This window comes from Micavibrio sp. TMED2 (genome assembly GCA_002168225.1).
Taxonomy (GTDB): domain Bacteria; phylum Pseudomonadota; class Alphaproteobacteria; order TMED2; family TMED2; genus TMED2.
The window spans coordinates 1-23592 of the sequence record NHBH01000004.1 but is presented as its reverse complement, the minus strand read 5'-3'; the positions used below and the strand labels follow the sequence as shown (position 1 = coordinate 23592).

Genomic DNA, 23592 nt, shown 5'->3' with positions numbered 1-23592 from the left:
GTAGCGGCCAGCGCCTCCCGCCGCGATGCATTTTTAGCAAGGTCGACCGGCGGCTGCAGAACTACAGCAACGCGGCGCACACATCGAAGCGGCCTCCACCTTGCCCGGTAACCTCGGTCACATCGACCCGTTCATGACCTGTATGAGGCGCGTACCGTTTTTCTTTCCGAGCTCACCGAATTCCTCTATCTCTCAACGAGAAGAAAACATGAGCAGATTTCGCATTATGGATTCACATTTCGGATCAGTTGGGGATTTTCAAGGCTACTCCGCTGAAGAAATGAGTGCGATGAGTTCTCAGGAACAAGTCGCAATAATGGTCGAGTGGTTCAACCAGCAGTTTGAGGACCCCCAAAACGAAACGCCATACAACAAGGACCTGGGCGGGTACGTATACCTGTGGGGCGGTCCCTTCGACGCCAGTGACCAAATCCAAGCTGAGTTCTCAGACGCCGTGGACTTCGATACGATGATGCTTGCAGTGGATCGTGTTCAGGGTGATGGGACGCTCGAATGGGCACCGACAACTGGTGGCGATTTCTACGAACACCCGGAAGATGACCGTGTTGAAGCGGGAGAGATCGTTGATGGGGACGGCGAATGGTCTCCGATAATTCCGGATCAGGCACCAGTGCCGCCGGAGCCAGAAGCGCGCGCCGAGGTGATCCGGCGTCTGGACGAATTGGAAGCAATAGTCCAACCGCTTCTGGATAAGTTCGAGGCTGAAGCTCAAGCCCCGCCTATGATGGGCCATAACAACCCGCCTGAGGAACTGGAAATCGTTCAAGCCGTTTCTCGGGACGAGTGGCGGCAGGTGAAAGCCGCGATTGATGAAATTCGCCAACAAACGCAGGTTGAGGAACCCGACATTGGGAGCGTGGAGCAGAGCAATAATCGCCTGCTTGCTGCGGCGACTGCCTTGGCCGGATGGATTCAGAACCGGGTTAACGCCGCAATTGATGCCGGTGCTGCCATCGGTGTCGCGTATGGCATTGCAAATCTTGAGGCAGCAAGAGCGGCACTTATAGGTGCGGCTCAAGCAGTTCAAACGTGGTTGGCATCAATGCATTGGCCGTTCTGAGGTCCACGCAGTTCGAGCCTACGCCCCCCCCAAAAAAATCTGTCGAAACTGTTCCTGGCGCGGTGCTCGGTCTGACCCTGTAAAGCCGCACCCAGATTCACCGGTTAAGGCGACACCCAGTTTTGCGGATTCTGTCGCCCCTGGAGAGGCGCGATGAACCGCACCAACGCACCCGTCGCTCCCGGCCCTTTCCGAACATTCGCCAGTAGTGGCATTGCTGCGGTGCTGTTTCCCCGAACCGGTCATCCGTCGCATCGTGCAGCAGGTATACTCCGGCCAAGGTCCGCAGTGCGGAGCTTGGCTTCCATCCATGACTCAGAATCAAGAATCTGTTTTATATAAATTCAACAGGATCTTGGGAGCGAGTGCAGATGTATTGCTATGTCGACGAGAGCGGGAATACCGGGAACACTCTATTCGATCCTGCGCAGCCCATACTCTACTACGGGTTGATCACTTCTAAGACTAACCTTGATGTTTCTGCCGAGCCGTTGCTCCGAGCTGCGCGCGCAAAGCTCGGCGTGGAGCGCGTTCATGCGAATGAGTTGGGCGTCGGGCGACTGTCGGAGGTCGCGTTGAGCCTGGGTCGCTTTGCGCTGAAGCGCGACGTGCGGTTCTCGCTCTACAAGGTGGTGAAGCCCGACCACGCCATTATCAGCTTCTTTGACCAAGTTTTCGACTCCGGGGTCAACGAAGCGGTTCGATGGGACCACTACTGGACACCGCTGCGATACCCGCTTCTCTTCAAGGTCGCCTACCTGTTTGACGAGGAGACCGCAAAAGCCGCCTGGGCTGCACGGGTGGAGCGCAACCCAGCAAGAGCTGCGGAAGCTCTGCAAAAATTATGCGCGACGCTCAAGGACCGCATCCATCGTCTTCCGGACGCTCGTTCCCGCGACCTAATCTCAGGAGCGCTGAAATGGGCCGCAGCGAACACATTCGACATCAGCTACGGCGTGGGGAACAAAGACAGTGCGCTTCAAATTTCTCCGAACCTCGTCGGCTTCCAACAAGTGCTCCAGTCGGCGGCCGCCCAGGCTCAGAAGCAATCGCGGCAGGTCCGCCAGATCGTCGTGGACCGGCAAACCCAGTTCAATCGAGCTCAGGGCGAGCTGGCCGATATATATCGGGCCATGCGCGGCCACAAGCAAAGCATGGGCCCCGGAATGCCCGAGTTGGATATGACGAATATGCCGGAGGTTCCGCCCGACTTCCGGCCAGGTGACCTGAGCGCAGGCCTTGAGTTGGTCGATGTCGTGCTGTGGGTCGCGAAGCGGTGGCAAGAGGACAAGCCTCTATCCCCGGAGCTGGGGGAAATGTTCAATGCCTTCGCTAAGCGCGGCGGCACCGACGAGGTATCGCTTAGCGGGCTGGAGCACCGGTGGAGCTTCCTCGCGAACCTGCCGATTCCCGACGGCCCATTACCTGATGATCTAACGAAGCAGATCGCCAGATGGGAAGACGCGCGAATACAGGCTATAAAGGATTGCTAAAGGTAAGCGCCTCGGCGATCCCCTCCTGCCGCTCTGAGGCTATCCGTGCGAGTCCTGTTGTCGAGATGAGGCATCGGACTGGACGGCAAAATGGACGGCTCTTTAGACGGCCCAACGGATGGCTACGCTGGCAGGATCGAGGTTTTCGAAGGGCGGTCGGGCCGGCGCATGCGGAGCGCGGCCGAACGGGCGCGGATCGCGGCGGAGAGCCTGGTTCCCGGAGCGAAGGTGACAGATGTCGCTCGGCGGCATGATGTGACCCGCTGGCAGGTCTACGATTGGCGCAAGAAGCTGATGGCCGGTGCGCTGGTTCTGCCTGCCGAAACGGCTGACGAACCGATGTTCGCGGCGCTTGTCGTTGAGCCAAAGCCGGCCCGGCCTGCACCCGGCCCGAAACGCTGCGGCGGTGCGACCAGGTCCAGCAGGATCGAGATGATGGTCGATGGCGTGACCCTGCATGTGCCGCCGGATGTCGATGAGGCGCAATTGACCCGGATGATCCGCGCGATCCGGGCGGCATCGCAATGATCTCGCCGGCTGGCGGGCTGCGCGTCTACGTTGCCACGCGCCCGACGGATTTCCGGAAGGGCATAGACGGCCTTGCGCTGCTGGTTCAGGAGACGATGGGCCTGGACCCGTTCAGCGGCGCAGCTTTTGTGTTCCGGGCCAAGCGTGCTGACCGCATCAAGATCCTGGTCTGGGATCAGACCGGCATCGTGCTGGTCCACAAGCGCCTGGAAGGCGCGAAGTTTGTCTGGCCCAAGGCGCAGGACGGCGTGATGAAGATGTCGCCTGCGCAGTTCTCGGCGCTGTTCGAAGGTCTCGATTGGCGGCTTGTCCGTCCCGAACGTGTGCGGCGACCGGAACTGGCCGGGTAGCTGCGGCAGAGTGACTCGGCGATGATTTGTCGGTGGTGGGGATCCCGCCCATGTGCTTGATCGCAGCCATGACCGACACCGCCCTGGCCGAAGAGAATGCGCTTCTGAAGGCCCGCCTCGCCGAGACCGAGGCGGCACTGGCAGATGCGGTCGAGGCCCAGAAACGGCTGGAAAGCATTGTCAGCGAGTTGCGGCGGGAGAAGTTCGGACGGAAATCCGAAAAGCTCGATCCGGAGCAGTTCAACCTGCCGCTCGAAGATGTCGAACTGGCGCAGGGCGTGCTGGACGCGGCGCAGGAGAAGGCGCGGCGCGCGCTGAAGGGGCAAGGTGCTGCCGAGAGCGGCGCGCCGAACCGCAACCGCGGGCATCTCCCGAAGCATCTGCCCCGGGTCGAACGGATCATCGAACCGGAGACCACGATGTGTCCGTGCGGTTGCGGTGAGATGGCCAGGATTGGCGAGGATGTCTCCGAGCGGCTGGACGTGGTGCCAGCCCAGCTCCGCGTGCTGGTTACCCGGCGCCCCAGATATGCCTGCCGGCGCTGCTCCGGCACCGTGGTCCAGGCGCATGCGCCGGAACATGTCGTGCCCGGCGGTCTGCCCACCGAAGCGCTGATTGCGCAGGTCATGGTCGCCAAGTTCGGCGACCACCTTCCATTCTACCGCCAGGCCGAAATCTATACCCGGCAGGGGATCACCCTGGACCGGGCCACGCTCGGCAACTGGGTCGGGCGCGCCTGCTTCCACCTGCGCCCGATCGCCGATCACCTGAAGGAGCGGCTGAAGGGCGCGGACCGGGTGTTCATGGATGAGACCCGGGCCCCGGTGCTGGATCCCGGACGACGAAAAACGAAAACCGGCTACTTCTGGGCCATTGTCGCCGATGACCGGGGTCACGGCGGTGCCGGCCCTCCCGTGGTGATGTTCCACTACGCGCCCGGCCGTGGCGCCGTGCATGCGCTTCGCTTCCTCGAGGGCTATCGCGGGCACTTCGTGCAATGCGACGGTTATGAAGCCTATGACAAGCTCACCAAGGTCGACCGGCCTGTGGGCCCATGGACCCTCGTCCATTGCTGGACCCATGCGCGTCGGCGGTTCGTGAAACGCCTGGAAAAGGACGGCTCACCGATTGCCGAGGAAGCCCTGCGCCAGATCGCCGAGCTCTATGCCATCGAGAAATCCGTGCGCGGGCTGGGTCCCGAAGCACGGCTTGCCGCCCGGCGCGAACTCTCCGCACCGATCATTGCCGCCTTCCGCCCTTGGCTCGAGGCGCAGCTGTCGCGCATCCCGCGTTCGTCAAAGCTGGCCGAGGACATCCGCTACACCCTGGCGCGCTGGCCCGGCCTGACGCGCTTCCTTAACGACGGCCGTCTGGAGCTGGACACCAACCCGGTCGAGAACCAGATCAGGAAAATTGCTCTGACTCGGAAAAACGCCCTCTTCGCCGGGCACGAGGTCGGCGCAGAGAACTGGGCATTGCTCGCCAGCCTGATCGCGAACTGCAAGATGTGCGACGTCGATCCGGTCAGCTACCTCTCCGACACGTTGCGCGCGTTGCTCGACGGTCATCCCAGAAGCCGCATCGACGATCTCATGCCCTGGAACTTCGCGGCCGCGTCAAGCCGCGCCGCGTAGGGGATCGCCGAGGCGCTTACAGTCAGCCTAAGAGCTACGCGTAAAAACGCAGCCAGCCTCGCATGTCGTTTTCCCTGAATGGGGCAGACCGCAATTTTCAGGCCTTCAATACCTTCCATCGCACTTTGAGGACCGAACAAAGGGTGCGTTGCGACGATGTCTACGTAGTTCGGGAACCGGCGCAGCATGATTTCGGAAGGAACGACTTTGACCGAGCCAACATCGACAATCAGCGCGCCAGGTTTACAAGCAACTGCAATTTCGCTGACAACTTGCTCGAATGAGGACATTCTAGAAGCTAGAGGTTCAACTGAAAAACGATGACGTTCTCGTGAGGTCGCGAGTTTACAGGTATCGACGCGTTTCAGCGCAATAATCGCGATACTTGGAGCCGTATTGTTCATGCAGCCATGGCTCTTCCGCGAGCGGGGCAAGGGCCAGCGCGGCAACTCCAACGATGACGATAGGCCAAACCCAAGATGAGGCGAAGAGAAGACCAAAACCTATCAGGATGGCCATGTCGGCAAGGTACTGCGGATGCCGAGAGAAACGGTAGAGACCCGAAGTGATCAGCTCGTCTTTCGCACCGCTGGTGGCTTTCAGTCCAATGCTGAATGCCCCCCACCAGACAATCAGATTTCCGGTTGCGATCAAGAACGGCCCGACCGCCCAACGGAGTGGGTTGGCCATAGAAGCGGATTTCCAATCCAAGATGCCCAAACCGATCACCGCCCCAAACACGGCCAATGTGAGACCCCATGCAATGTTTGGTATGACTGAATGCTCTCTGTTTGGAGGCCAGATGCGCTTGGACGGGCGGGCGATCGACCAAAGGAGCGCACCAATCAAAACCAGACCGGATAGCAGGCCAACGACCACTAGTATGCCTTGGGCAATCGTCATGAGCGGTGTCCGAACACCTGCGCCTCCTGATGCGCATTGTCGCTCGCTTCGAATTCAAGCGTGGAATGCTCGATTGAGAAACGTTCATGCAGCACCGATTTGACGTTTTCGTTAATCTTGTCGGCCTCACCCATCCATTCGCGTTCGACGACAATATGGCAGTCCAATGCCGCAGCGTGCTCCTGCATTTGCCACAGGTGGACATGATGCACGTCCACAACGCCATCGACACTCTGGATCGCTCTGACCACGTCATTTCCATCAATATCTGGTGGGCTCCCAAGCATCAGGGTTCGAATTGGGCCCCCTATTTCGGTGAAGGACAAATACAGGATGTAGAGCGCGATGCCGATAGTGATGGCCGGATCAACCCAACGCATATCATAGAGTATTATGAGCGTCCCGCCGACTATGACGGCCACTGAAGCCAACGCATCCGAAAGGTTGTGGAGAAAAAGCGCACGGATGTTCACGCTCCCCTTCTGCATCGAATAGGTCAGCATTGCGGTCAGCGTGTCGACCACAAGCGCGATTCCACCGAGAATGACTACGGTCCACCCCATGACTTCGGGTGGATCAATCATGCGCATGCCACCTTCGTAGATCAGATAGAAGCCGATCACGATGAGGGTGGTGTAGTTGATCAGGGCCGCGACGATTTCGACCCGGCCATAGCCGAAGGTCATGCGCTCATCGGCCGGGCGGCGCGCGATCTTGCGTGCGGCGAAGGCAATGACAAGCGAGGCCATATCGGAAAAGTTGTGCAGCGCATCGGCGATCAGTGCCAGACTGCCCGAGAATATGCCCCCGACGATNTGCGCAACGGTAAGAAGCCCGTTCGCCCAGATCGCGATGGCAACCCGCCGATCGCCAGAATCCGGTTCGATATGCGCGTGCCCATGATCATGCGGCATTGGCAGGCTCCTCATGCGCGTGTGTCGCGCGTCGGTCAGTCTTGAGGCGGCCGCTGCGGAAACCACGTACGCGCGCATTCATCCAGTGGCGGATGATATGACGGTAAAGGGCACCACGCAGCCACCCAAAGGATTGCTCATGGGACAAATAGAAGGCGTCCGGCGTATCGTACACGCCAAAATCTTGCACAATGGCGGTTTTCTGAATGTAGGTATCTTCTCCGTTCCAGGCGACGGGAGGCGCGCCAAGGCAATCCGTGCCCGCGCCATAACCGCAGAGACTTTCTGTGTCCGAGAATGACGTTTGCAGGACATCGAGGAAAGCGTCATCCAGGATGAAGCCTTCAAGGTTGATCCAGGCACCTTGAAATTCGATCTCGACCCATGAGTGGAGAATTTCCTGCGGAGCAAGCGGATACACCAGCTCAGGGACAACACCGCGCTGCAAGCCTTTGTGGATCGTAAACCCATGCAACCGGCAACGAATGCCGACACCACGCAGCAGCGCCATCAAGAGCGTGCCTTTGGTATTGCACTGCCCATAGCCGTCGGAAAGCACTTCGGATGCGGGGATGTCGTCAGCTCGATTGTATCCGAACGCGATTTCATTCCGAACGAAATCATAGGCAGCTCCGATCCGATCGTATTCGGATAAGCCGCGCCAGCTGCGGTTCTCAATTAGACGCGCAAGAGGCGCGGCATCAAAATCCAGTAGTTTGGTGGGTACAAGTAGGGGGTCGGTCATCTGCAACGGGTCGCTCCTCGAATCGTCTTGGAACAAGACTAATTGCTATAGTCACTATAGCTTCAATCCTTTCTTTCAGAAAGAATCTCCCGCAACTATTTGTCCGTGTGAACCGCTTTGTGGTGTTCGCCGTGTGCGTCGCGCAGGATGTCGATACCGCCCCAGGCCGCGATCCCGGCGACGATCACACTGACGACAAGGTCCGGCCAGTTGGTTCCTAGCCAAGCGACGAGGCCACCGGCCACGACGATCCCGAGGTTCGCGGCGAAATCGTTGTAACTGAAGGTGTTGGCCGCGCGGATATTGACGTTTGGATTTTTGAGCTTAGCGAGCAGCCAAACGCAGACTGCGTTGATAGCCGCCGCGATCAGGGCCATTGCAATCATGATCGTCCCGAGCGGATCTGACCCACCGATGTAGCGGCGCCACGCATCGTAGAGGATGCCTGCAGCGAACAGGATCAGCAGCCCGCCGGAAACGTTCGCCGCCCCGCGTTTCCATTTGGCGGATCGGGACAAAGCGAAAAGGCTGATCGCGTAGACGAAGCTGTCGGAGAGGTTATCGAGCCCGTTGGCGATCAGGGCACTTGAGTCGCCGAAGGCGCCTGTTGCGAAAAAGGCCACGGCCAAACCGATATTGAGCGCCAGAACGATCCAAAGCGTCCGTCTCTCCATTGAATCTTGTCTAGCGGCCATTTTGTGGTTCCAGCTTGTGTTGTACGACACATTAACTTCTGCGGCTGATCTGCGTTCCAGCCGGAATGTTGGCTGAATTCCTTCAGGCCCCGATTTCCTCGTGTTCGGTCAAGCATTCCGAATGGTCCCGCAACACCTCAAGCACCTTGCAATCTCCCGTCCGCCCGCCGCTGCATTCGTGAACCATGCGTTTCAGTTCCGTGCGCAGCGCCTTCAGGCGGGCCATGCGCTGCTCCACCTGTTTGAGCTGGCGACGCGCGATGGCATCAGCTTCATCACAGGGCCGATTGGGATGGTCGCTGAGGTCGAGCAGCTCGCGGATCGCATCGAGCGAGAAGCCGAGTTGCCGCGAGTGGCGGATGAAGGACAGTCGATCAAGCTGTGCATTGTCGTAGCGCCTCTGTCCGCCTTCGGTCCTGCCAGGTTCGGGCATGAGTCCGATCTGTTCGTAGTACCGGATGGTCTGCACTTTTGTGCCAGTCTTCTTTGACAGAGTACCGATCGTGAGCATTTTCGCCTCCATGAAAAAGATACAGTTTGTGTAGGTTTTGCCGTCGNAATAAACAAGTGTCGGATTCACAGACGCGTGAGTTCAAGCTATACCATGATTTCGTGCTTGAACCTCTAGCNGCTAGAGGATGTATCCGCACANGCAATAAGAATCANAANCAGGCGNACAGGATTGTCCCTTACATCGGCACAGAANTTTCTTTGGGTTTTGGCAGGCGTGGCAGCGCTTGCCTTCGTATGGCTTTTGCTNTGGTCNGANTATCGTGCCGANAGCGCCCGAACNGACGCCGANCCGCCTTTTTTCGCTGANTTCGAACTGACNGANCACCNGGGTATGGTTCNAACCGAGGAGGACTTTGCGGGGCGCTGGATGCTGGTNTTTTTCGGCTTTACCAACTGCCCCGANGTCTGCCCGACGACCCTATCNGAGGTCGCGGCGGTGATGGACGGTCTGGGCGACGATGCCGCCNAGGTCCANCCGATTTTCATAACAATCGACCCTGAACGAGACACGCCCNCAGCACTCGCCNAATACGTCCCGCTGTTCGATGCGGGCATCATNGGGCTGACNGGCACGCCGGAACAGATCGCCGCCACNTCCGAGACNTTTCCNATCTTCTTNGANCGCGTCGAAGAGGCNGCNGCGCCGGATGGNTACACNATGGGCCACACGTCGCATCTGTTCCTCTTCGANCCCGANGCNGGCTTCGCCGACTCGTGGCCCTACGGCACCTCCGCCGAAGAGATCCTCGCCNATCTGGAAGAGAGGATNTGACCGACATGAACCGTATGTNCGGAGAAACAGCCCTCGGGCTGGCGTGGATCATCGCGCTCGTCGCCTCGCTTGCCGTGCTTTTNATCGGCGAGGTGCTGGGGCAGACGCCCTGTGTGCTGTGCTGGTTCCAGCGCGCCTTCATGTTCCCCTTGGCCATTNTCCTCGGGCTNGGCCTNTGGTGGCGGGACGGCCGNGTGGGGCGCTACGGCATCGCATTGGCGCTTGGCGGCGGCGCANTCGCCCTNTGGCACATGGGGCTGTACGTCGGTCTTGTTCCCGAACGCNTCCAGCCCTGCACGGCCACCGGCCCCTCTTGCACCGATGACAACCAACTGGTCTTCGGCNTCCCTATCCCGCTGATGGCGCTCGNCGCCTTCGCGCTGATCGGGGCGCTGTCGGCCCTTTCATTNAAGGACACACGAACATGAANCGACGCGGCCTGATCCTGTCCGTTCTNGCCCTCGGCGNCGCCGGTTTCGGCGGAGCCACCTGGTTTGCAANCCGCCCCGGCCCNGTGGCCGAAGCGGAGCCNGTTGCTCCGGAACTTGCNGAGGCGATGATCCGCCCCTACTCGCCCATCCTCGGNCCTGCGGANGCGCCCGTCACGATCGTCGAATTCTTCGATCCGGCCTGCGAGGCCTGTCGCGCCTTTCATCCCATCGTGAAGGACATCATGGCCGAGCATGGGGANGCTGTCCGCGTCGTGATCCGCTACACGCCCTTCCACGGCGCGGCATCCGAGGAAGCNATCCGCGTGCTCGAGGCGGCGCGCATGCAGGACGTTTACGTGCCGGTGCTNGAGGCCGTTCTGCGGGAACAGCCGAGATGGGCGTCGCACGGTGCCCCGGCGCCNGGCCTAATCCTNCAGNTCGCCGCCACGGCCGGNCTCGATGCCGAGGCCGCGCGCACGCAAATGCTGGCACCNGNTGTNGTGGCGATCCTGAANCAGGATCGTGCNGANGTNGAGACCGTGGGAATTCGCCNGACGCCCACATTCTTCGTGAACGGCANGCCGCTCGATCCNTTCGGNGAGGCAGAANTGCGNCGNNTGGTGGCTGCCGAAGTCGCTNCCGCGCAAANNTGAATGGAAAGGGCAGGATCANAACGATGAAAAAGNATATTTTGACCNGCACANTGNCNGCGCTTTTGACCCTNGGAGGGNTCTCAGNGCCCGCGCTGGCCGGACCCGAGGATGTTGTCGTCGAGAACGCGTGGTCCCGCGCCTCNATCGGGATGAACCGNCCCGGGGCCGCNTACATGACGATNNGCAACACNGGCGACGAGCCNGTGACGCTGANCGGCCTTGCNACACCGCTCGCGATGATGCCCGAAATNCACGAGACGAAGACAAATGCCGAAGGTCTAAGTTCCATGAGCCCGGCGGGGGAGATCGCGATCGCCCCGGGCGAGAGCGTCGCGCTCGAACCGGGGGGCCTGCACGCAATGCTGATGCGGCTACAAGAACCGATGACGGAAGGGGACACCTTTCCGCTGACCCTGCTTTTCGACGACGGAGGCGAAGTGACGGTCGAGGTTCCGATCCTCGGCATCGCCGCGCGGGGGCCAGAGGACTGATGCAGCGACGGGCGATCCTGGGGTACGGCGCGGCTGGTGTCGGGGCGGTCGCCCTGATGCTCTTCGTCGGTTGGTGGCAGGTCGATGGACCGGAACCTGTCTGGCAGCGGCCTGTCGCCCTGACCGAGATGGATTTCCGTCTGACGGATCATGAGGGCAACGCGGTCGGGCCAGAAACCCTGATCGGNCGNCCGACGATGGCGTTCTTCGGCTTCACCTACTGTCCCGATGTCTGCCCGACCACGCTCTCGGACATTTCGGGATGGCTCGACGATCTGGGAGACGAGGCCGACGAGATGAACGTGGTTTTCATCACGGTCGATCCCGAGCGCGACACTGTCGAAACGATGGCCGAATATGTCGGCTACTTCCATCCGGCGATTCGCGGCTGGACGGGGCCGGAGGAGCAGATAGCGCGCGTCGCGGACGGCTTCCACGCCACCTACGAAAGGGTGCCGACGGAGAGCGGCGATTACACGATGAACCACAGCGCGAGCGTCTTCCTGTTCGCAGCCTCTGGGCGGTTCGTCACCATGATCGACTATCACGAACCCAGAGAATTCGCGGTGCCGAAAATTCGCCGCGCGCTGAAAGAAGAAACGGAGGGGGCGACATGAGGCTCAGAACTATGGCGGCTTGTGTCGCAATTGCGGGGATGGTTTCGGGAGCGGCTATCGCCCTCTCTGATTTCATGTCGAAAGAACCCGTGCCGCCGGAACTTGCCTCGGCAGGTAAATGGATGCCCCAAGGTCCTGAAGCTCCCCAAAACGTTGACATCCTCGTGACGCTGCCCGCGACGGCATGGGCAGAAGATGCACCCGACCTCGGCCCCCTTCTGCAGGTCGCGTTTGCCGACAGGCCCGTGCAGGCGATCGAGCCACCCCTGTCGACATGGTCGCGCAACATTGCACCTGGCGAGACGCTCGATTTCTTGCTGTCTGAAGCTGGTCTTGCGGCACCTGACAGAGCCGAAGTTGCCCTCGCGCTTGGCGCGGAATACGATCTGCGACGGCTGCGGCCGGGGCACTCGGTCACTGTTGCTTCGACCATGGACGGCAGCCCCGGCACCGTCTCACTCGCCGTCGAGGACGGGGTTCGGATCGAGGTGGTTTTCGGCGAGCAGATGTCCACGCAGGTCGTGGCTCCGGATCCGGAAATCGTAACCCTTGCCGGCGAAGCCATGATCGACAGCTCGATCTTCGCGGCACTCGACGAAGCCGGCATACCCGCCCGTTTTTCCGTGGACCTTGCGCAGATGCTGGGTGGGACCGTGGATTTCCGCCGCGAGATGGCCGGCGGCGAAACACTAAGGCTTCTCTGGCGTGAGGCGCGGGTCGGCGAGGACAGGATCGGACAGCCCGAACTCGCCTTCGCCGCACTGGACATCGGCGGTTCGCTTTACGAGATCGTATGGCCGGACGACGGCAGCGGTCAGGCGACGATCTACGTCGATGGCGAGGTGCTGCGCGTCTTCGCACAGCCGGTCGAGGGTGCGCGCCTCAGCTCGGTGTTCGGACGCCGCACGCATCCGGTCTTTGGCAACGTCCGGATGCACACCGGCGTCGATTTTGCAGCGGCACGTGGGACACCGGTTCAAGCGACGGCACCGGGGCGGGTCAATTTCATCGGCTGGCGCGGCGGATATGGACGCGTGGTCGAAATCTTGCACGGCTCCGACACCATGACGCGCTACGCGCATCTGAGCGCCGTGCCGGAAGACTTGGCACAAGGCCAACGCGTTGCGGCGGGAGACGTGATCGGCCGCGTCGGCGCGACTGGCACGGCGACAGGTCCGAACCTGCACTATGAGGTGCTCGTGGATGGGCGCCCGACTGACCCCCTCTCTGACGACCGGCTCGCCGAAGCGGCCGAGAGCGATGCGGATGATACCGCCGCGCTCTCGCGTCTGGCCGAGGCGCGGGCGCTTCTGAATGAAAACCTCGGCAGCGAGATTGCCAAAACGACAACCGAAAGGCTCTGACCCATGAAACGCATGACCCAAGCTCTTGCCATCACGCTCGCCCTGTTCCCAGCGGCCCAGGCCCTCGCAGAGGCAACGGCGATCGACGTCCGCAAGACCAACGGATGCGGCTGCTGCCTCTCGTGGATGAAACATCTCGAAGAGAACGGGTTTGTGCCGACCGGCCAGGACATGTTCGGCGGGCTTCTCGTGCGCTTCAAGCTAGACAACGGCGTGCCGCAGCGCATGGTCTCCTGCCACACCGCGCTCATTGACGGCTACGTGATCGAGGGCCATGTACCGGCCGCTGACATCCGCCGCCTTCTCGAGGAGCGCCCGGACGCCGTCGGCCTCGCTGTTCCGGGGATGCCCTATGGCTCGCCCGGCATGGGGCCAGAAGACGACCGCGAGGCCTATGATGTCTTCCTCATCCGCAAGGACGGGTCGACGGAAGTCTTTTCGAGCTACGCCGAAGGATAATCTGGCCCGCCCATGGAAAATCTGTCTCCGATAACGCTCGGCTTTCTCGGAAGTCTCGCCGCCGGTTCGCTCACAGCAGTCGGAGCAGCTCCCGTGCTGTTCGGGCGCATCCCGTCTCGGGCCACGCGCGATCTGTCGCTCGGCTTCGCCGCCGGTGTCATGCTGTCAGCCTCGTTCTTTTCGCTGATCATCCCGGCATTGGATGCGGCAGAGCCAATATTCGAAAACGGCGCGATGCCTGCGGCCATCGTATGCGTCTCGATCCTTCTGGGCATGGGGGCTGTCGCGCTGATGAACGAAAAGCTGCCGCACGAGCACTTCAAGACAGGACGCGAAGGGCCCGAAGCGGCGTCTCTGCGGCGGGTCTGGCTGTTCATCATCGCGATCACGATCCACAACTTCCCCGAAGGCCTCGCGGTCGGGGTCGGCTTCGGATCCGGAGGTATAGAGGGCGGTCTGCCGCTTGCTGTCGGCATCGGGCTTCAGAATGCGCCCGAAGGATTGGCCGTNGCTGTATCTCTGCTGGGCGAGGGATATCCGAAGCTGCGCGCCTGGNGCATCGCGGCGCTNACGGGCATGGTCGAGCCGATTGGCGGNNTGNTCGGGGCCGGNATCATCACACTGTCGGAACCGCTGCTTCCATGGGGNCTGGCCTTTGCCGCGGGNGCNATGCTCTACGTCATNAGCCACGAAATCATCCCCGAAACCCATCGCAGCGGCCATCAGAACAGGGCGACGCTCGGTCTCGCAGTCGGGCTCGTTCTGATGCTNTTCCTTGATGTCTGGTTGGGATGAGGCAATGTCACTAAACAAGGTATCTCCGATGATCGGCGTCTTCGCAGCACTTGCTGCGTTCGCGATCGATCAGATCACCAAAGCCATTGTCGTTGCGAATGCCGTCACTTTAAGCGCCGGAATTCCCGTGTTTCCGGGATTCAACCTCATCTTTTATCGTAATGACGGCGTGACTTTCGGGATGTTGGGCGGCGCGCCGTGGTGGAGCCTCATCGCTTTCGCTCTTGCCATCTGTGTTTGGCTGGGGGTTATGCTGTTTCGCGCCGACAATGCGGTGGAAACGCTTGCCTACGGTGCGATCATTGGCGGAGCCCTGGGCAATGTCATCGATCGTGTGCGGTATCGGGCTGTAACAGACTTTCTCGATTTCTACATTGGCACAACACATTGGCCTGCCTTCAACTTGGCCGATGTATTTGTCGTCAGTGGCGTGGGGCTCTTGCTCGCCGCGCCATGGATCAGCGCGCGGCGTTCGATCAAGTCGTGAAGCCGGAAATTCTGAACCGCATCGCTCTGCGCCACCGTTTTCTTTGGCGGATGACGCTTGGTTTCGCCGCCGGGGCGGTGACCGTTCTGACTTTCCCGCCTCTTTCGATTCTCCTGCTCGTTCCCGTTGCCTATTCCGCGTTGTTTGTCGGGCTTCGCGATCTCTCCTTCGGGCGCGCTTTCCTCGTCGGCTGGGCGTTTGGTCTCGGCCAGTTCGGTTTCGGGATTTGGTGGATCGCGGAAAGTTTCTACGTCGAGGCCGAGCGGTTTGGGACGATGGCGATTCCGGCGGTCGCGGGATTGTCCGCAGGTCTCGCGATTTTCCCAGCCATTGCCGCTGCGCTTTTTGCCGAAATCGCGCGGCGCGGAGCCATGGGCAGTCTCTTGGCCTGCCTCCTGTTCGCGACCTCCTGGACCGTGGCCGAGTGGTTGTGGAGTGCGCCCCTTCGGGCGGACCGGCTCAGGCGGCGGTTTTGACAGAGGCGCGGGCGTTGCGTTCCTCGAATTCGACGGGGCTGAGATACCCCAAGGCTGAGTGGAGGCGCCGCCGGTTGTAGGCTTCGATGAACCTCGGCACGCCGGCGGCGACGTCCTCGAAGGTCTCGTATTCCATCAGATAGGCGTCCTCCACCTTCAGAGTCTTCATGAAACTCTCGGCCTGCGGGTTGTCGTAAGGGTTTCCGCGCCGGCTCATGGAGCCGACGAAGCCGTGCTCGGCGAGAAGGTCGCGATGCGCCCCAGCGGCGTATTGCGAGCCGCGATCCGAATGGAACACGCAGCCGGGGAGCGGCCGGCGGGCCGTGATCGCCCGGCGCAGCGCCTCGACGGCCAGGCGCGCGTCGATGCTGCGGCCGATGGCATAACCCACGACCCGCCTCGACCAGGCGTCGAGGATCAGCGCCACGTAGGCGAAGCCGGCGGCCACCGTGATGTAGGTCAGATCCGCGACCCAGAGCTGGTCGGGGCCGTGAACCTCGAAATCGCGCGCGACGAGCGGGAAGATCGGGCCGTTGTGATCGCTGTCGGTGGTCCGGACGAAGCGCCTCCGGGGCCGCGGGTTCAGATCGTGCGCCTTCATCAAGCGACGGACCTTCTTTGCGTTGACGACGTGGCCCCGGTGACGGAGCTCGGCGCCGACGCGTCGGTAGCCGTAGCGCTCGAACTCGTCCGTGATGGCGCGGATCTCGGCGACGATCGCCTCGTCGCGCAGCTTTTCCGCGGGCGCGGCGTAGAAGCTCGACCTCGAGATGCCCATCAGTTCGCATCCCCGCCGGACGGAGAGGCCGCGGGGCCGCTGGTCACGGATGTATGCGCGCTTTTCGGCGACGTTCTGGAGCGCACGGCCCCCTTTAGAAAGTCGATCTCCAGCGCCTGACGACCGACCAGGCGTTCCAGCGCGGCGATCCGCGCCTCGTAGCCGGAGAGCAGCTCGGCGGCCACCTCCTCGTCGTCGAAGGCGCCCGTCTCCGCCTTCTCGACCCAGACGCGGACCAGGTTCCGCGAGAGATCGTGGCGGCGCGACAGGGCGTGCAGGGTCTCGCCGGCATGATACTCGGCGACGACTTGGCGCTTGAATTCGGTGCTGTGGCTGCGATGGCGTCTTGGCATGGACCTTCCTCATCGGAAAGCCCGCCCCCGGTCAATTCAGACCCGGCCGACCTGCCCACTCCGAGGGGCGCACTCCATTGCGTGGTCACGTTCTGACAGGGTTTCCCTGGAATCTGGCCGGTTACGCACTTGTAGACTACGCCGCCCTTCGCCAGACCGCCGCCTGGGTCGGAAGCTATGGGCTAAGCTTTCTCACCGTGTTCGTCGCGGTACTCCCTGGCGCGGCTGCTATGGCGTCCGGGCGGCAACGATTGACCGTTTCGCTCATGGCGCTGGCCGGAATCGCGACGATGTGGGCTGTCGGCACGCTGCGCCTCCAGTCGGATGCACAACAGCCACCCGGTGTCGACCTGCGCATCGTCCAGGGCAACATTCCACAAGAGGAAAAATGGGCGCCCGAGAACCGCGAGGCGACATTCGCGCGCTATCTTGAGCTTTCAACCCGGCGCGGCGATTTCGACGTGCTTCTCTGGCCGGAAACCGCCTTTCCGGGTTTCCTCGATGAGGATACGGAGGCACGGGATCGCATTGCCGCTGCGCTCACAGAGGGCAGGGTGCTGCTCACCGGTGTGCCGGACCGTGTACCGAGCGAGGATGGCACCCGATATTTCAACACGGTCCAGGCTTTTGGCGCGACCGGCAGAATCCTGACCGGATACGCGAAACACCATCTCGTACCCTTCGGCGAATATGTGCCATTCCGTGGCTGGTTGCCCATCGAGCGGCTCACGGCGGGTCTGGGCGATTTTACGCCCGGACCGGGCCCGCGAACGCTTGCGCTTCCGGGTGTGCCGCTGGTCGCCGTGGCGATCTGCTATGAGATCATCTTCCCAGGCCATGTGGTCGACGACCTGTTCAGGCCAGACTGGATCTTCAACGCAACCAACGACGCCTGGTTTGGCACCAGCATCGGACCTGAGCAGCATCTGGCTTCCGCACGTATGCGCGCCGTAGAGGAAGGCCTTCCTGTCATTCGAGCCGCGAATACGGGCATCTCTGCGGTCATCGACACGAGCGGAGAGATCATTGCGCGGCTCGATACCGGCGAAACGGGCATCATCGACGCTAGCCTGCCCTCCGCGCGACCGCCGACACTCTACGCGAGCTTCGGGGACTGGATGCTGCTGGCGCTCATCTTGGCTTCGTGGAGCTGGGCAATGGCGACCAATGCGACGGCGCGCTACCGCCGCATGAGAAGGACCGTCATGCAAAGATGTGGATAGGTGTTCCGTCTTTCACCATTGCATAGATGTCCTCGATCTGCCGATCTGTGACCGCGATGCAGCCAGCTGTCCAGTCGCGGACGTCCGTTGGGTCGATGCCTGGGCGTGGACCACCATGGATGAAGATGTCGCCGCCAGGGGAAAGGCCCTGCGCTTCGGCAAAGGCGATGTCGGCCTCATTCGGATAGGAGATGCCAACCGAAAGATGATACGTACTGTCGGGGTTGCGCTTATCGACTACGTAAGCGCCCTCAGGGGTCCGGCCGTCTCCCTCGAATTGCTTGTGACCCTCGGGCGCGAAACCCAGCCCGACCGGATAGGTTTGCAATACGCGATCGGCTCCGTCCAGAACAAGCAAACGCTGCCCCTTGTAAAGCCGAACACGGGTCACTTCGGGTCCGCCATAGCTGCGAAACTTGCTGGCACAGCCAGACAAAAACGCTGCCAACCCGCCCAACAGGACGGCGCGGCGGGGAAATCGGATGGTTTTCACTGCTCGACGCCTCTTTCGTGAGGTCTGATATGGACATTACGTTACCTTGCAAATGCTGCGTGATCAATGTCCGTGGGCAAGCGCGGCCTTTGCCATCTCTGGACCAACCTGCTCACCGCTGAATGCCTTGCGGGCCTACCGCAGCGCCTTGAGGGCGACCGGCAGGGAGACCACGGCAAGCCTTAATCGAACAACTCGTGAAGCCAGGATTTGCGGCGATAGCCGTGCTTGCGGTCGCCGCCGCCGTGCTTTCCGCGCCGGTAGCCGCGATCATCGTCGTAGCCGCGCGGCTCAGGCACCCGCTGAGGCGCCACATCGGGTGCCGAACGCTCGATGATCTTGTCCAGTTCACCCCGGTCGAGCCAGACACCCCGGCAATCGGGACAGAAGTCGATCTCGATCCCCTGGCGGTCGGTCATGCTCAAGGGCACCTCGCAAACCGGACACATCATCCTGCCCTTCACGCTCATGTCTCGTCTCGGCTCCTTTCCGGGTTCTCCCAGTTCAATGACCATGTGCCAGCGCCCCTTTGGCCAAGCCTTCGCCAACCTGTTCACCGCCAGACGGCGGCGCCTTGGCCTCTTGGCTGTTCAGCAGGCGCAGGGCGTTGGCCACCACCAGCAATGACACTCCTACATCGGCTGCAATAGCGCCCCACATCGATGCCACTCCGAAAGCGGTAGCGACAACGAAAACGCCCTTGGTCGCCAAGGAAATACCGATGTTCTGATGGATAATCGACATTGTCCGGCGCGAATGACCGATCAGCCAAGGCACCTTCCCGAGGTCGTCTGTCATCAGGGCAATATCCGCCGTCTCGATTGCCGCGTCCGAACCAACGGCACCCATTGCGATGGCGTAATGCGCGCGCGCCATGGCCGGGGCGTCGTTGACCCCGTCGCCGATCATGGCCACCATGTCATGCGTTTCGACCAGTTCTTCGATAGCTGTCACCTTGTCTTCGGGCAGAAGCTCGGCACGGACCTCGTCGATGCCGACCTCGGCTGCAACAGCGCGCGCTGTCCGCTCGTTGTCGCCCGTCAGCATGACGATGGTCTTCACGCCCTGCGCGTGGAGCTGTGCCACGATGCCCTTGGCATCGGGGCGGATACGGTCGCGCAATTCCAGGATGCCGGTGACGCCGGTGTCGTCGCCCACGGCAACAAGGGTGCTGCCAGCCCCTTCGATGCGGTTGCGCAAATCCTTCGGAATGGCGTCGCCGAAACCCTTCTCCTCGGCAAACCGGTCCGACCCCAGCCAGATCGACCGGCCGTCTGTGCGTCCTTCAAGTCCCCTGCCCGGAACGGTTCGGGTATCTTCCGCGGCGAATACCTTGATGCCGTCGGCTTCTGCCCGCGCAAGAATGGCGCGCGCCAAGGGATGTGAGGAACGTGCCTCCAGCCCAGCGGCGAGGGTCATCAGATCTTGCGCCGATGCTTTGCCCAGCGGATGCACCGCCGCCACCTCGGGCTCGCCCATGGTGATCGTGCCGGTCTTGTCCATGGCCAGTGCAGTGGTCTTGCCCGGTGCCTCAACATATGCACCTCCCTTGATCAGCACTCCGGCCCGCGCTGAGGCGGTGAGTGCGGCGACGATGGAGACCGGTGTCGAGATGACCAGAGCACACGGGCAGGCGATCACCAGCAGCACGAGTGCATTGTAGAACCAATAATCCCAGGCCCCACCGAAAATGAGCGGCGGCAGCAGGGCAATTGCAATGGCGAGAGCCATGACGATAGGCGTATAGATGCGGGCGAATTTCGCCACCCACTGCTCCACCGGCGCGCGGCGGGCATGGGCGTCGCCGACCATGCGGATAATCTTGGCCAACACGGTGTCCGAGGCGGCCTTCGTGGCGCGCACCGTCAGTGTGCCTTCGCCGTTGATCGTACCGGCATAGACTTCGTCGCCCCGTTCCTTTGGGACCAGCGCACTCTCTCCGGTGATTGGCGCCTGATCGACGGCCCCTGCCCCATCGACAACCTCACCATCCAATGGGATGCGGTCTCCGCCGCGCACGACGAAAAGTGCGTTGATAGCAACCGCGGAAGCCGGTACGTCCGCTTCCGAACCGTCATCATAAAGAATTCTTGCCGTCGGCGGCGCCAGGTCCAGCAGAGCTGAAACCGCATTCCTCGCACGCCCGACGCTCCAGCTTTCGAGGAAAAGCGAGAGCGAGAAGAAGAACGCAACCGTCGCCGCCTCGAAAAATTCGCCGAGGCCAATTGCACCCGCGACTGCGACGACCATGAGCAGGTTCATGTCGGGCGACAGCCGCCGTGCGGACGACCATGCCTTGGGCGCCACGAGCCAAACACCGAACAGGATCGCAACCGCGAATAGCCCTGCCTCGACCAGTGGCATCGGCGCTTCGCCGTGCCCTGCGAAGAGGCCGAGTGCCCCCCCCATGCCGGTCTCGATGATGTGCCACAGAAATCCCGCGGCCCAGAAGCCGCCGCTGAGCGCCGTAAACAGCCGCTGGCGTGCAAGATGGGCCGCCTGGTCGACCGACGCGTTTTCGGCATCCCAAGGCTTGGCGGTCATGCCGGTGCTTGCGACCAGTTCTGCAATTTCGCCGTCCGATACACTCTTGGCGCTGTCGAGAATAGTCATCCGTCCATTGATCACGTCGAACGCAAGATGTTCGGCCCCGCCGATCTTCGGGCCGACCACCTTGTTCAGGATTGCTACCTCCTCGGCGCAATCGAGGCCGGACACCTGAAAACTGCGCCCGCCCGCTGGCGCGGGGGTCGCCGGAACGGTGTCGCCGCACGTTCCGGCGCTCCCGCAGCAGCTGCCGCCGCTTGTCTGGGCATCTTCGGCGTGATCGTGGTCGTGACGATGGGTGTCGGACGGCATGAATGGACCTCTGGATTCGGGTGCTTTACCATGACATAGCCCCTACAGTAGCTAGAGCTTCAAGAGCAAAATACGGTGGTATTTCAGTTTGATTTATTGCTAGAGGATGCGGTGACCGGCTCCATCACGCCTTGAGGCATGAACAGCCGCTGCAAAGAAAAACAGACATGAAAGGAAGCTTGATGCGGGTTTTGATGCTGAAGCAAAAAATGATGGTCGCAGTGGCGCTGTCGCTNACGGCCGGGTGCGCAGTCCAGCCGACTGGNCCGGGCGACGNGGCANANCAGNCGGGCAACGTTCCCGAAGCCGTGATTGCNATGGCTGCCCCGGATCAGNATGTTGCNACNGCGCGCTTGGTNCCGGAAGACGGGTGCTACTGGTACNAACACAGCGGCCCCGTAGAAACAACCTTGCTGCCGCTGCGCACGGCGAACGGCAATCGTATCTGCACCCCTCGCGAAACTTAATTNCGTTTGCCGNCCGCTGCTTGGCTTAGCTGCGGGCAGTCACGCTGTCCTCCGCCGAGTAAAGATAGGCCGTAGAGNCGGTCTCGACGTTCGGGTAAAGATCATTGATATGAGCCATGACCATCCGTACGCAGCCCGAACTTGCGCGGCCACCGATACTCCGTGGGCTCGGAGTGCCATGGATGCGCAAAAGGGTATCGCGATCCCCGACGTAGAGATACAGCGCCCTCGATCCAAGCGCGTTTTCCGGTCCCGGTTCCATGCCATCGGCAATGTCAGCATAAAGTTCGGGGTCGCGATTGATCATGCTCTGTGTCGGTTGCCAGTGCGGCCACCTGACCTTGCGCTTGATGGTATAGACACCCGGCTCGTAGAGGTTCCCCCGCGCGATGGCCACGCCGTAGCGCATCGCGGTTCCACCCTCTTCAATGTGGTAAAGATATCGTGCGACCGCGTCGACATGGATATCTCCCGGCACGAGACCGGCCTTCGCGACCACACGTTGCGGTAGGAACCGCGGGTGCAATCCCCATGGGTTGGAAGTCTCGGCAACATAACCCTGAGGCGTCACCTGTGCGTCCCATTCAGCCTTCTGAGCCTCGGTGGGCCAAGTGTCGGCAAAAGCCATACCGGGACCGGTCACCGAAAAAAGCGCCGTTGTTGTCTGAATGAAGTGTCGTCTTGTCAGCATTTCGTACCCTTTCGGTTCTCACCGGCGATTGATGGGTAAGCGCCTCGGCGATCCCCTACGCGGCGCGGCTTGACGCGGCCGCGAAGTTCCAGGGCATGAGATCGTCGATGCGGCTTCTGGGATGACCGTCGAGCAACGCGCGCAACGTGTCGGAGAGGTAGCTGACCGGATCGACGTCGCACATCTTGCAGTTCGCGATCAGGCTGGCGAGCAATGCCCAGTTCTCTGCGCCGACCTCGTGCCCGGCGAAGAGGGCGTTTTTCCGAGTCAGAGCAATTTTCCTGATCTGGTTCTCGACCGGGTTGGTGTCCAGCTCCAGACGGCCGTCGTTAAGGAAGCGCGTCAGGCCGGGCCAGCGCGCCAGGGTGTAGCGGATGTCCTCGGCCAGCTTTGACGAACGCGGGATGCGCGACAGCTGCGCCTCGAGCCAAGGGCGGAAGGCGGCAATGATCGGTGCGGAGAGTTCGCGCCGGGCGGCAAGCCGTGCTTCGGGACCCAGCCCGCGCACGGATTTCTCGATGGCATAGAGCTCGGCGATCTGGCGCAGGGCTTCCTCGGCAATCGGTGAGCCGTCCTTTTCCAGGCGTTTCACGAACCGCCGACGCGCATGGGTCCAGCAATGGACGAGGGTCCATGGGCCCACAGGCCGGTCGACCTTGGTGAGCTTGTCATAGGCTTCATAACCGTCGCATTGCACGAAGTGCCCGCGATAGCCCTCGAGGAAGCGAAGCGCATGCACGGCGCCACGGCCGGGCGCGTAGTGGAACATCACCACGGGAGGGCCGGCACCGCCGTGACCCCGGTCATCGGCGACAATGGCCCAGAAGTAGCCGGTTTTCGTTTTTCGTCGTCCGGGATCCAGCACCGGGGCCCGGGTCTCATCCATGAACACCCGGTCCGCGCCCTTCAGCCGCTCCTTCAGGTGATCGGCGATCGGGCGCAGGTGGAAGCAGGCGCGCCCGACCCAGTTGCCGAGCGTGGCCCGGTCCAGGGTGATCCCCTGCCGGGTATAGATTTCGGCCTGGCGGTAGAATGGAAGGTGGTCGCCGAACTTGGCGACCATGACCTGCGCAATCAGCGCTTCGGTGGGCAGACCGCCGGGCACGACATGTTCCGGCGCATGCGCCTGGACCACGGTGCCGGAGCAGCGCCGGCAGGCATATCTGGGGCGCCGGGTAACCAGCACGCGGAGCTGGGCTGGCACCACGTCCAGCCGCTCGGAGACATCCTCGCCAATCCTGGCCATCTCACCGCAACCGCACGGACACATCGTGGTCTCCGGTTCGATGATCCGTTCGACCCGGGGCAGATGCTTCGGGAGATGCCC

At 61.7% G+C, this 23592-nt stretch carries 28 protein-coding genes and 2 pseudogenes; 17 read left to right on the top strand and 13 right to left on the bottom strand.

Annotation, left to right across the window (positions count from 1 at the left end; genetic code table 11):
• Positions 1-226: 226 nt before the first annotated feature.
• From CBB62_10135 to CBB62_10115, 5 genes are all read left to right on the top strand, one after another.
• Complete coding sequence (locus tag CBB62_10135; protein OUT40337.1) at positions 227-1081, top strand: hypothetical protein; 855 nt, start codon at positions 227-229, stop codon at positions 1079-1081.
• 371 nt (positions 1082-1452) lie between these two features.
• Positions 1453-2574 carry a hypothetical protein gene (locus CBB62_10130; protein OUT40336.1) on the top strand — a complete coding sequence of 374 codons (1122 nt, stop codon included), beginning with the start codon at positions 1453-1455 and terminating at the stop codon, positions 2572-2574.
• A gap of 168 nt (positions 2575-2742) precedes the next feature.
• Entirely contained in the window at positions 2743-3102 is a 360-nt protein-coding gene (locus CBB62_10125; GenBank protein ID OUT40335.1) for a hypothetical protein, read from the top strand.
• Positions 3099-3452, top strand: a complete 354-nt coding sequence (locus CBB62_10120; protein ID OUT40334.1) for a transposase — start codon at positions 3099-3101, stop codon at positions 3450-3452. Before CBB62_10125 ends, CBB62_10120 begins: the two co-directional genes overlap by 4 nt.
• Before the next feature lie 59 nt (positions 3453-3511).
• Positions 3512-5086 carry an IS66 family transposase gene (locus tag CBB62_10115; protein OUT40372.1) on the top strand — a complete coding sequence of 525 codons (1575 nt, stop codon included), beginning with the start codon at positions 3512-3514 and terminating at the stop codon, positions 5084-5086.
• Here CBB62_10115 and CBB62_10110 read toward each other — a convergent pair.
• From CBB62_10110 to CBB62_10085, 6 genes are all read right to left on the bottom strand, one after another.
• Positions 5017-5490 (bottom strand): hypothetical protein, encoded by a 474-nt coding sequence (locus CBB62_10110; GenBank protein OUT40333.1) that lies wholly within the window; start codon positions 5488-5490, stop codon positions 5017-5019. The genes CBB62_10115 and CBB62_10110 overlap by 70 nt on opposite strands.
• Positions 5432-5989, bottom strand: a complete 558-nt coding sequence (locus CBB62_10105) for a methyltransferase (protein OUT40332.1) — start codon at positions 5987-5989, stop codon at positions 5432-5434. The genes CBB62_10110 and CBB62_10105 overlap by 59 nt, the downstream gene beginning before the upstream one ends.
• Positions 5986-6903 (bottom strand): cation transporter, encoded by a 918-nt coding sequence (locus CBB62_10100; GenBank protein ID OUT40331.1) that lies wholly within the window; start codon positions 6901-6903, stop codon positions 5986-5988. Before CBB62_10100 ends, CBB62_10105 begins: the two co-directional genes overlap by 4 nt.
• Positions 6893-7648 (bottom strand): transglutaminase, encoded by a 756-nt coding sequence (locus tag CBB62_10095; protein ID OUT40330.1) that lies wholly within the window; start codon positions 7646-7648, stop codon positions 6893-6895. The genes CBB62_10100 and CBB62_10095 overlap by 11 nt, the downstream gene beginning before the upstream one ends.
• Before the next feature lie 95 nt (positions 7649-7743).
• Positions 7744-8322 (bottom strand): RND transporter, encoded by a 579-nt coding sequence (locus CBB62_10090; GenBank protein ID OUT40329.1) that lies wholly within the window; start codon positions 8320-8322, stop codon positions 7744-7746.
• 103 nt (positions 8323-8425) lie between these two features.
• The gene (locus CBB62_10085; GenBank protein ID OUT40371.1) at positions 8426-8854 is read right to left on the bottom strand and encodes a MerR family transcriptional regulator; all 429 of its coding nucleotides are present in this window, start codon (positions 8852-8854) and stop codon (positions 8426-8428) included.
• A gap of 207 nt (positions 8855-9061) precedes the next feature.
• Between CBB62_10085 and CBB62_10080 the strand changes: the two are divergent.
• The 10 genes and pseudogenes from CBB62_10080 to CBB62_10035 all read left to right on the top strand — a co-directional run bounded on the left by CBB62_10080 (position 9062) and on the right by CBB62_10035 (position 15401).
• Positions 9062-9628: pseudogene (locus CBB62_10080) on the top strand (electron transport protein SCO1/SenC).
• Between the two features lie 5 nt (positions 9629-9633).
• Complete coding sequence (locus tag CBB62_10075; protein ID OUT40328.1) at positions 9634-10056, top strand: disulfide bond formation protein B; 423 nt, start codon at positions 9634-9636, stop codon at positions 10054-10056.
• Positions 10053-10712, top strand: a complete 660-nt coding sequence (locus CBB62_10070; protein ID OUT40327.1) for a disulfide bond formation protein DsbA — start codon at positions 10053-10055, stop codon at positions 10710-10712. Before CBB62_10075 ends, CBB62_10070 begins: the two co-directional genes overlap by 4 nt.
• A 23-nt stretch (positions 10713-10735) precedes the next feature.
• A complete protein-coding gene (locus CBB62_10065) occupies positions 10736-11203 on the top strand; it encodes a hypothetical protein (GenBank protein ID OUT40326.1) in 468 nt (155 codons plus the stop codon).
• Entirely contained in the window at positions 11203-11820 is a 618-nt protein-coding gene (locus CBB62_10060; GenBank protein OUT40325.1) for an electron transport protein SCO1/SenC, read from the top strand. The genes CBB62_10065 and CBB62_10060 overlap by 1 nt, the downstream gene beginning before the upstream one ends.
• Positions 11817-13184 (top strand): peptidase M23, encoded by a 1368-nt coding sequence (locus CBB62_10055; protein ID OUT40324.1) that lies wholly within the window; start codon positions 11817-11819, stop codon positions 13182-13184. The genes CBB62_10060 and CBB62_10055 overlap by 4 nt, the downstream gene beginning before the upstream one ends.
• Before the next feature lie 3 nt (positions 13185-13187).
• Positions 13188-13643, top strand: a complete 456-nt coding sequence (locus CBB62_10050) for a hypothetical protein (GenBank protein OUT40323.1) — start codon at positions 13188-13190, stop codon at positions 13641-13643.
• A gap of 12 nt (positions 13644-13655) precedes the next feature.
• On the top strand, positions 13656-14438 hold the full coding sequence (locus CBB62_10045) for a ZIP family metal transporter (protein OUT40322.1): 783 nt from the start codon (positions 13656-13658) through the stop codon (positions 14436-14438).
• Between the two features lie 28 nt (positions 14439-14466).
• On the top strand, positions 14467-14925 hold the full coding sequence (locus CBB62_10040; protein ID OUT40321.1) for a signal peptidase II: 459 nt from the start codon (positions 14467-14469) through the stop codon (positions 14923-14925).
• The gene (locus CBB62_10035; GenBank protein ID OUT40320.1) at positions 14922-15401 is read left to right on the top strand and encodes a hypothetical protein; all 480 of its coding nucleotides are present in this window, start codon (positions 14922-14924) and stop codon (positions 15399-15401) included. Before CBB62_10040 ends, CBB62_10035 begins: the two co-directional genes overlap by 4 nt.
• Here the strand turns inward: CBB62_10035 and CBB62_10030 are convergent.
• Both CBB62_10030 and CBB62_10025 read right to left on the bottom strand, forming a co-directional pair.
• Positions 15385-16182 carry a transposase gene (locus tag CBB62_10030; protein OUT40370.1) on the bottom strand — a complete coding sequence of 266 codons (798 nt, stop codon included), beginning with the start codon at positions 16180-16182 and terminating at the stop codon, positions 15385-15387. The genes CBB62_10035 and CBB62_10030 overlap by 17 nt on opposite strands.
• Positions 16179-16532 (bottom strand): transposase, encoded by a 354-nt coding sequence (locus CBB62_10025; GenBank protein ID OUT40369.1) that lies wholly within the window; start codon positions 16530-16532, stop codon positions 16179-16181. Before CBB62_10025 ends, CBB62_10030 begins: the two co-directional genes overlap by 4 nt.
• Positions 16533-16609: 77 nt before the next feature.
• Between CBB62_10025 and CBB62_10020 the strand changes: the two are divergent.
• Positions 16610-17755, top strand: a pseudogene (locus CBB62_10020) (apolipoprotein N-acyltransferase).
• Here the strand turns inward: CBB62_10020 and CBB62_10015 are convergent.
• From CBB62_10015 to CBB62_10005, 3 genes are all read right to left on the bottom strand, one after another.
• Positions 17736-18248, bottom strand: a complete 513-nt coding sequence (locus tag CBB62_10015; GenBank protein OUT40319.1) for a hypothetical protein — start codon at positions 18246-18248, stop codon at positions 17736-17738. The pseudogene CBB62_10020 and the gene CBB62_10015 sit on opposite strands and share 20 nt — an antisense overlap.
• A gap of 182 nt (positions 18249-18430) precedes the next feature.
• Complete coding sequence (locus tag CBB62_10010) at positions 18431-18718, bottom strand: hypothetical protein (GenBank protein OUT40318.1); 288 nt, start codon at positions 18716-18718, stop codon at positions 18431-18433.
• A gap of 34 nt (positions 18719-18752) precedes the next feature.
• Positions 18753-21107: a heavy metal translocating P-type ATPase gene (locus CBB62_10005; protein OUT40317.1), complete on the bottom strand. Its 2355-nt coding sequence runs from the start codon at positions 21105-21107 to the stop codon at positions 18753-18755.
• Between the two features lie 182 nt (positions 21108-21289).
• Here CBB62_10005 and CBB62_10000 point away from each other — a divergent pair, with 182 nt between their 5' ends.
• The gene (locus CBB62_10000) at positions 21290-21574 is read left to right on the top strand and encodes a hypothetical protein (protein OUT40368.1); all 285 of its coding nucleotides are present in this window, start codon (positions 21290-21292) and stop codon (positions 21572-21574) included.
• A 25-nt stretch (positions 21575-21599) separates the two neighbouring features.
• Here the strand turns inward: CBB62_10000 and CBB62_09995 are convergent, their stop codons facing one another.
• Positions 21600-22265, bottom strand: coding sequence for a hypothetical protein (locus tag CBB62_09995; GenBank protein ID OUT40316.1), 666 nt, complete (start codon positions 22263-22265; stop codon positions 21600-21602).
• A 55-nt stretch (positions 22266-22320) separates the two neighbouring features.
• A partial coding sequence (locus CBB62_09990; protein ID OUT40315.1) for an IS66 family transposase occupies positions 22321-23592 on the bottom strand: 1272 nt, incomplete at its 5' end.

What these genes read in the sequence shown, in the direction of transcription:
- CBB62_10125 (OUT40335.1), top strand. Translation starts at nt 2,743, where the DNA reads ATGCGGAGCGCGGCCGAACGGGCGCGGATCGCGGCGGAGAGCCTGGTT.
- CBB62_10085 (OUT40371.1), bottom strand. Translation starts at nt 8,854, where the DNA reads ATGCTCACGATCGGTACTCTGTCAAAGAAGACTGGCACAAAAGTGCAG.
- CBB62_10090 (OUT40329.1), bottom strand. Translation starts at nt 8,322, where the DNA reads ATGGAGAGACGGACGCTTTGGATCGTTCTGGCGCTCAATATCGGTTTG.
- CBB62_10010 (OUT40318.1), bottom strand. Translation starts at nt 18,718, where the DNA reads ATGAGCGTGAAGGGCAGGATGATGTGTCCGGTTTGCGAGGTGCCCTTG.
- CBB62_10105 (OUT40332.1), bottom strand. Translation starts at nt 5,989, where the DNA reads ATGACGATTGCCCAAGGCATACTAGTGGTCGTTGGCCTGCTATCCGGT.
- CBB62_10120 (OUT40334.1), top strand. Translation starts at nt 3,099, where the DNA reads ATGATCTCGCCGGCTGGCGGGCTGCGCGTCTACGTTGCCACGCGCCCG.
- CBB62_10130 (OUT40336.1), top strand. Translation starts at nt 1,453, where the DNA reads ATGTATTGCTATGTCGACGAGAGCGGGAATACCGGGAACACTCTATTC.
- CBB62_10025 (OUT40369.1), bottom strand. Translation starts at nt 16,532, where the DNA reads ATGCCAAGACGCCATCGCAGCCACAGCACCGAATTCAAGCGCCAAGTC.
- CBB62_10005 (OUT40317.1), bottom strand. Translation starts at nt 21,107, where the DNA reads ATGCCGTCCGACACCCATCGTCACGACCACGATCACGCCGAAGATGCC.
- CBB62_10095 (OUT40330.1), bottom strand. Translation starts at nt 7,648, where the DNA reads ATGACCGACCCCCTACTTGTACCCACCAAACTACTGGATTTTGATGCC.
- CBB62_10055 (OUT40324.1), top strand. Translation starts at nt 11,817, where the DNA reads ATGAGGCTCAGAACTATGGCGGCTTGTGTCGCAATTGCGGGGATGGTT.
- CBB62_10110 (OUT40333.1), bottom strand. Translation starts at nt 5,490, where the DNA reads ATGAACAATACGGCTCCAAGTATCGCGATTATTGCGCTGAAACGCGTC.
- CBB62_10050 (OUT40323.1), top strand. Translation starts at nt 13,188, where the DNA reads ATGAAACGCATGACCCAAGCTCTTGCCATCACGCTCGCCCTGTTCCCA.
- CBB62_10040 (OUT40321.1), top strand. Translation starts at nt 14,467, where the DNA reads ATGATCGGCGTCTTCGCAGCACTTGCTGCGTTCGCGATCGATCAGATC.
- CBB62_10135 (OUT40337.1), top strand. Translation starts at nt 227, where the DNA reads ATGGATTCACATTTCGGATCAGTTGGGGATTTTCAAGGCTACTCCGCT.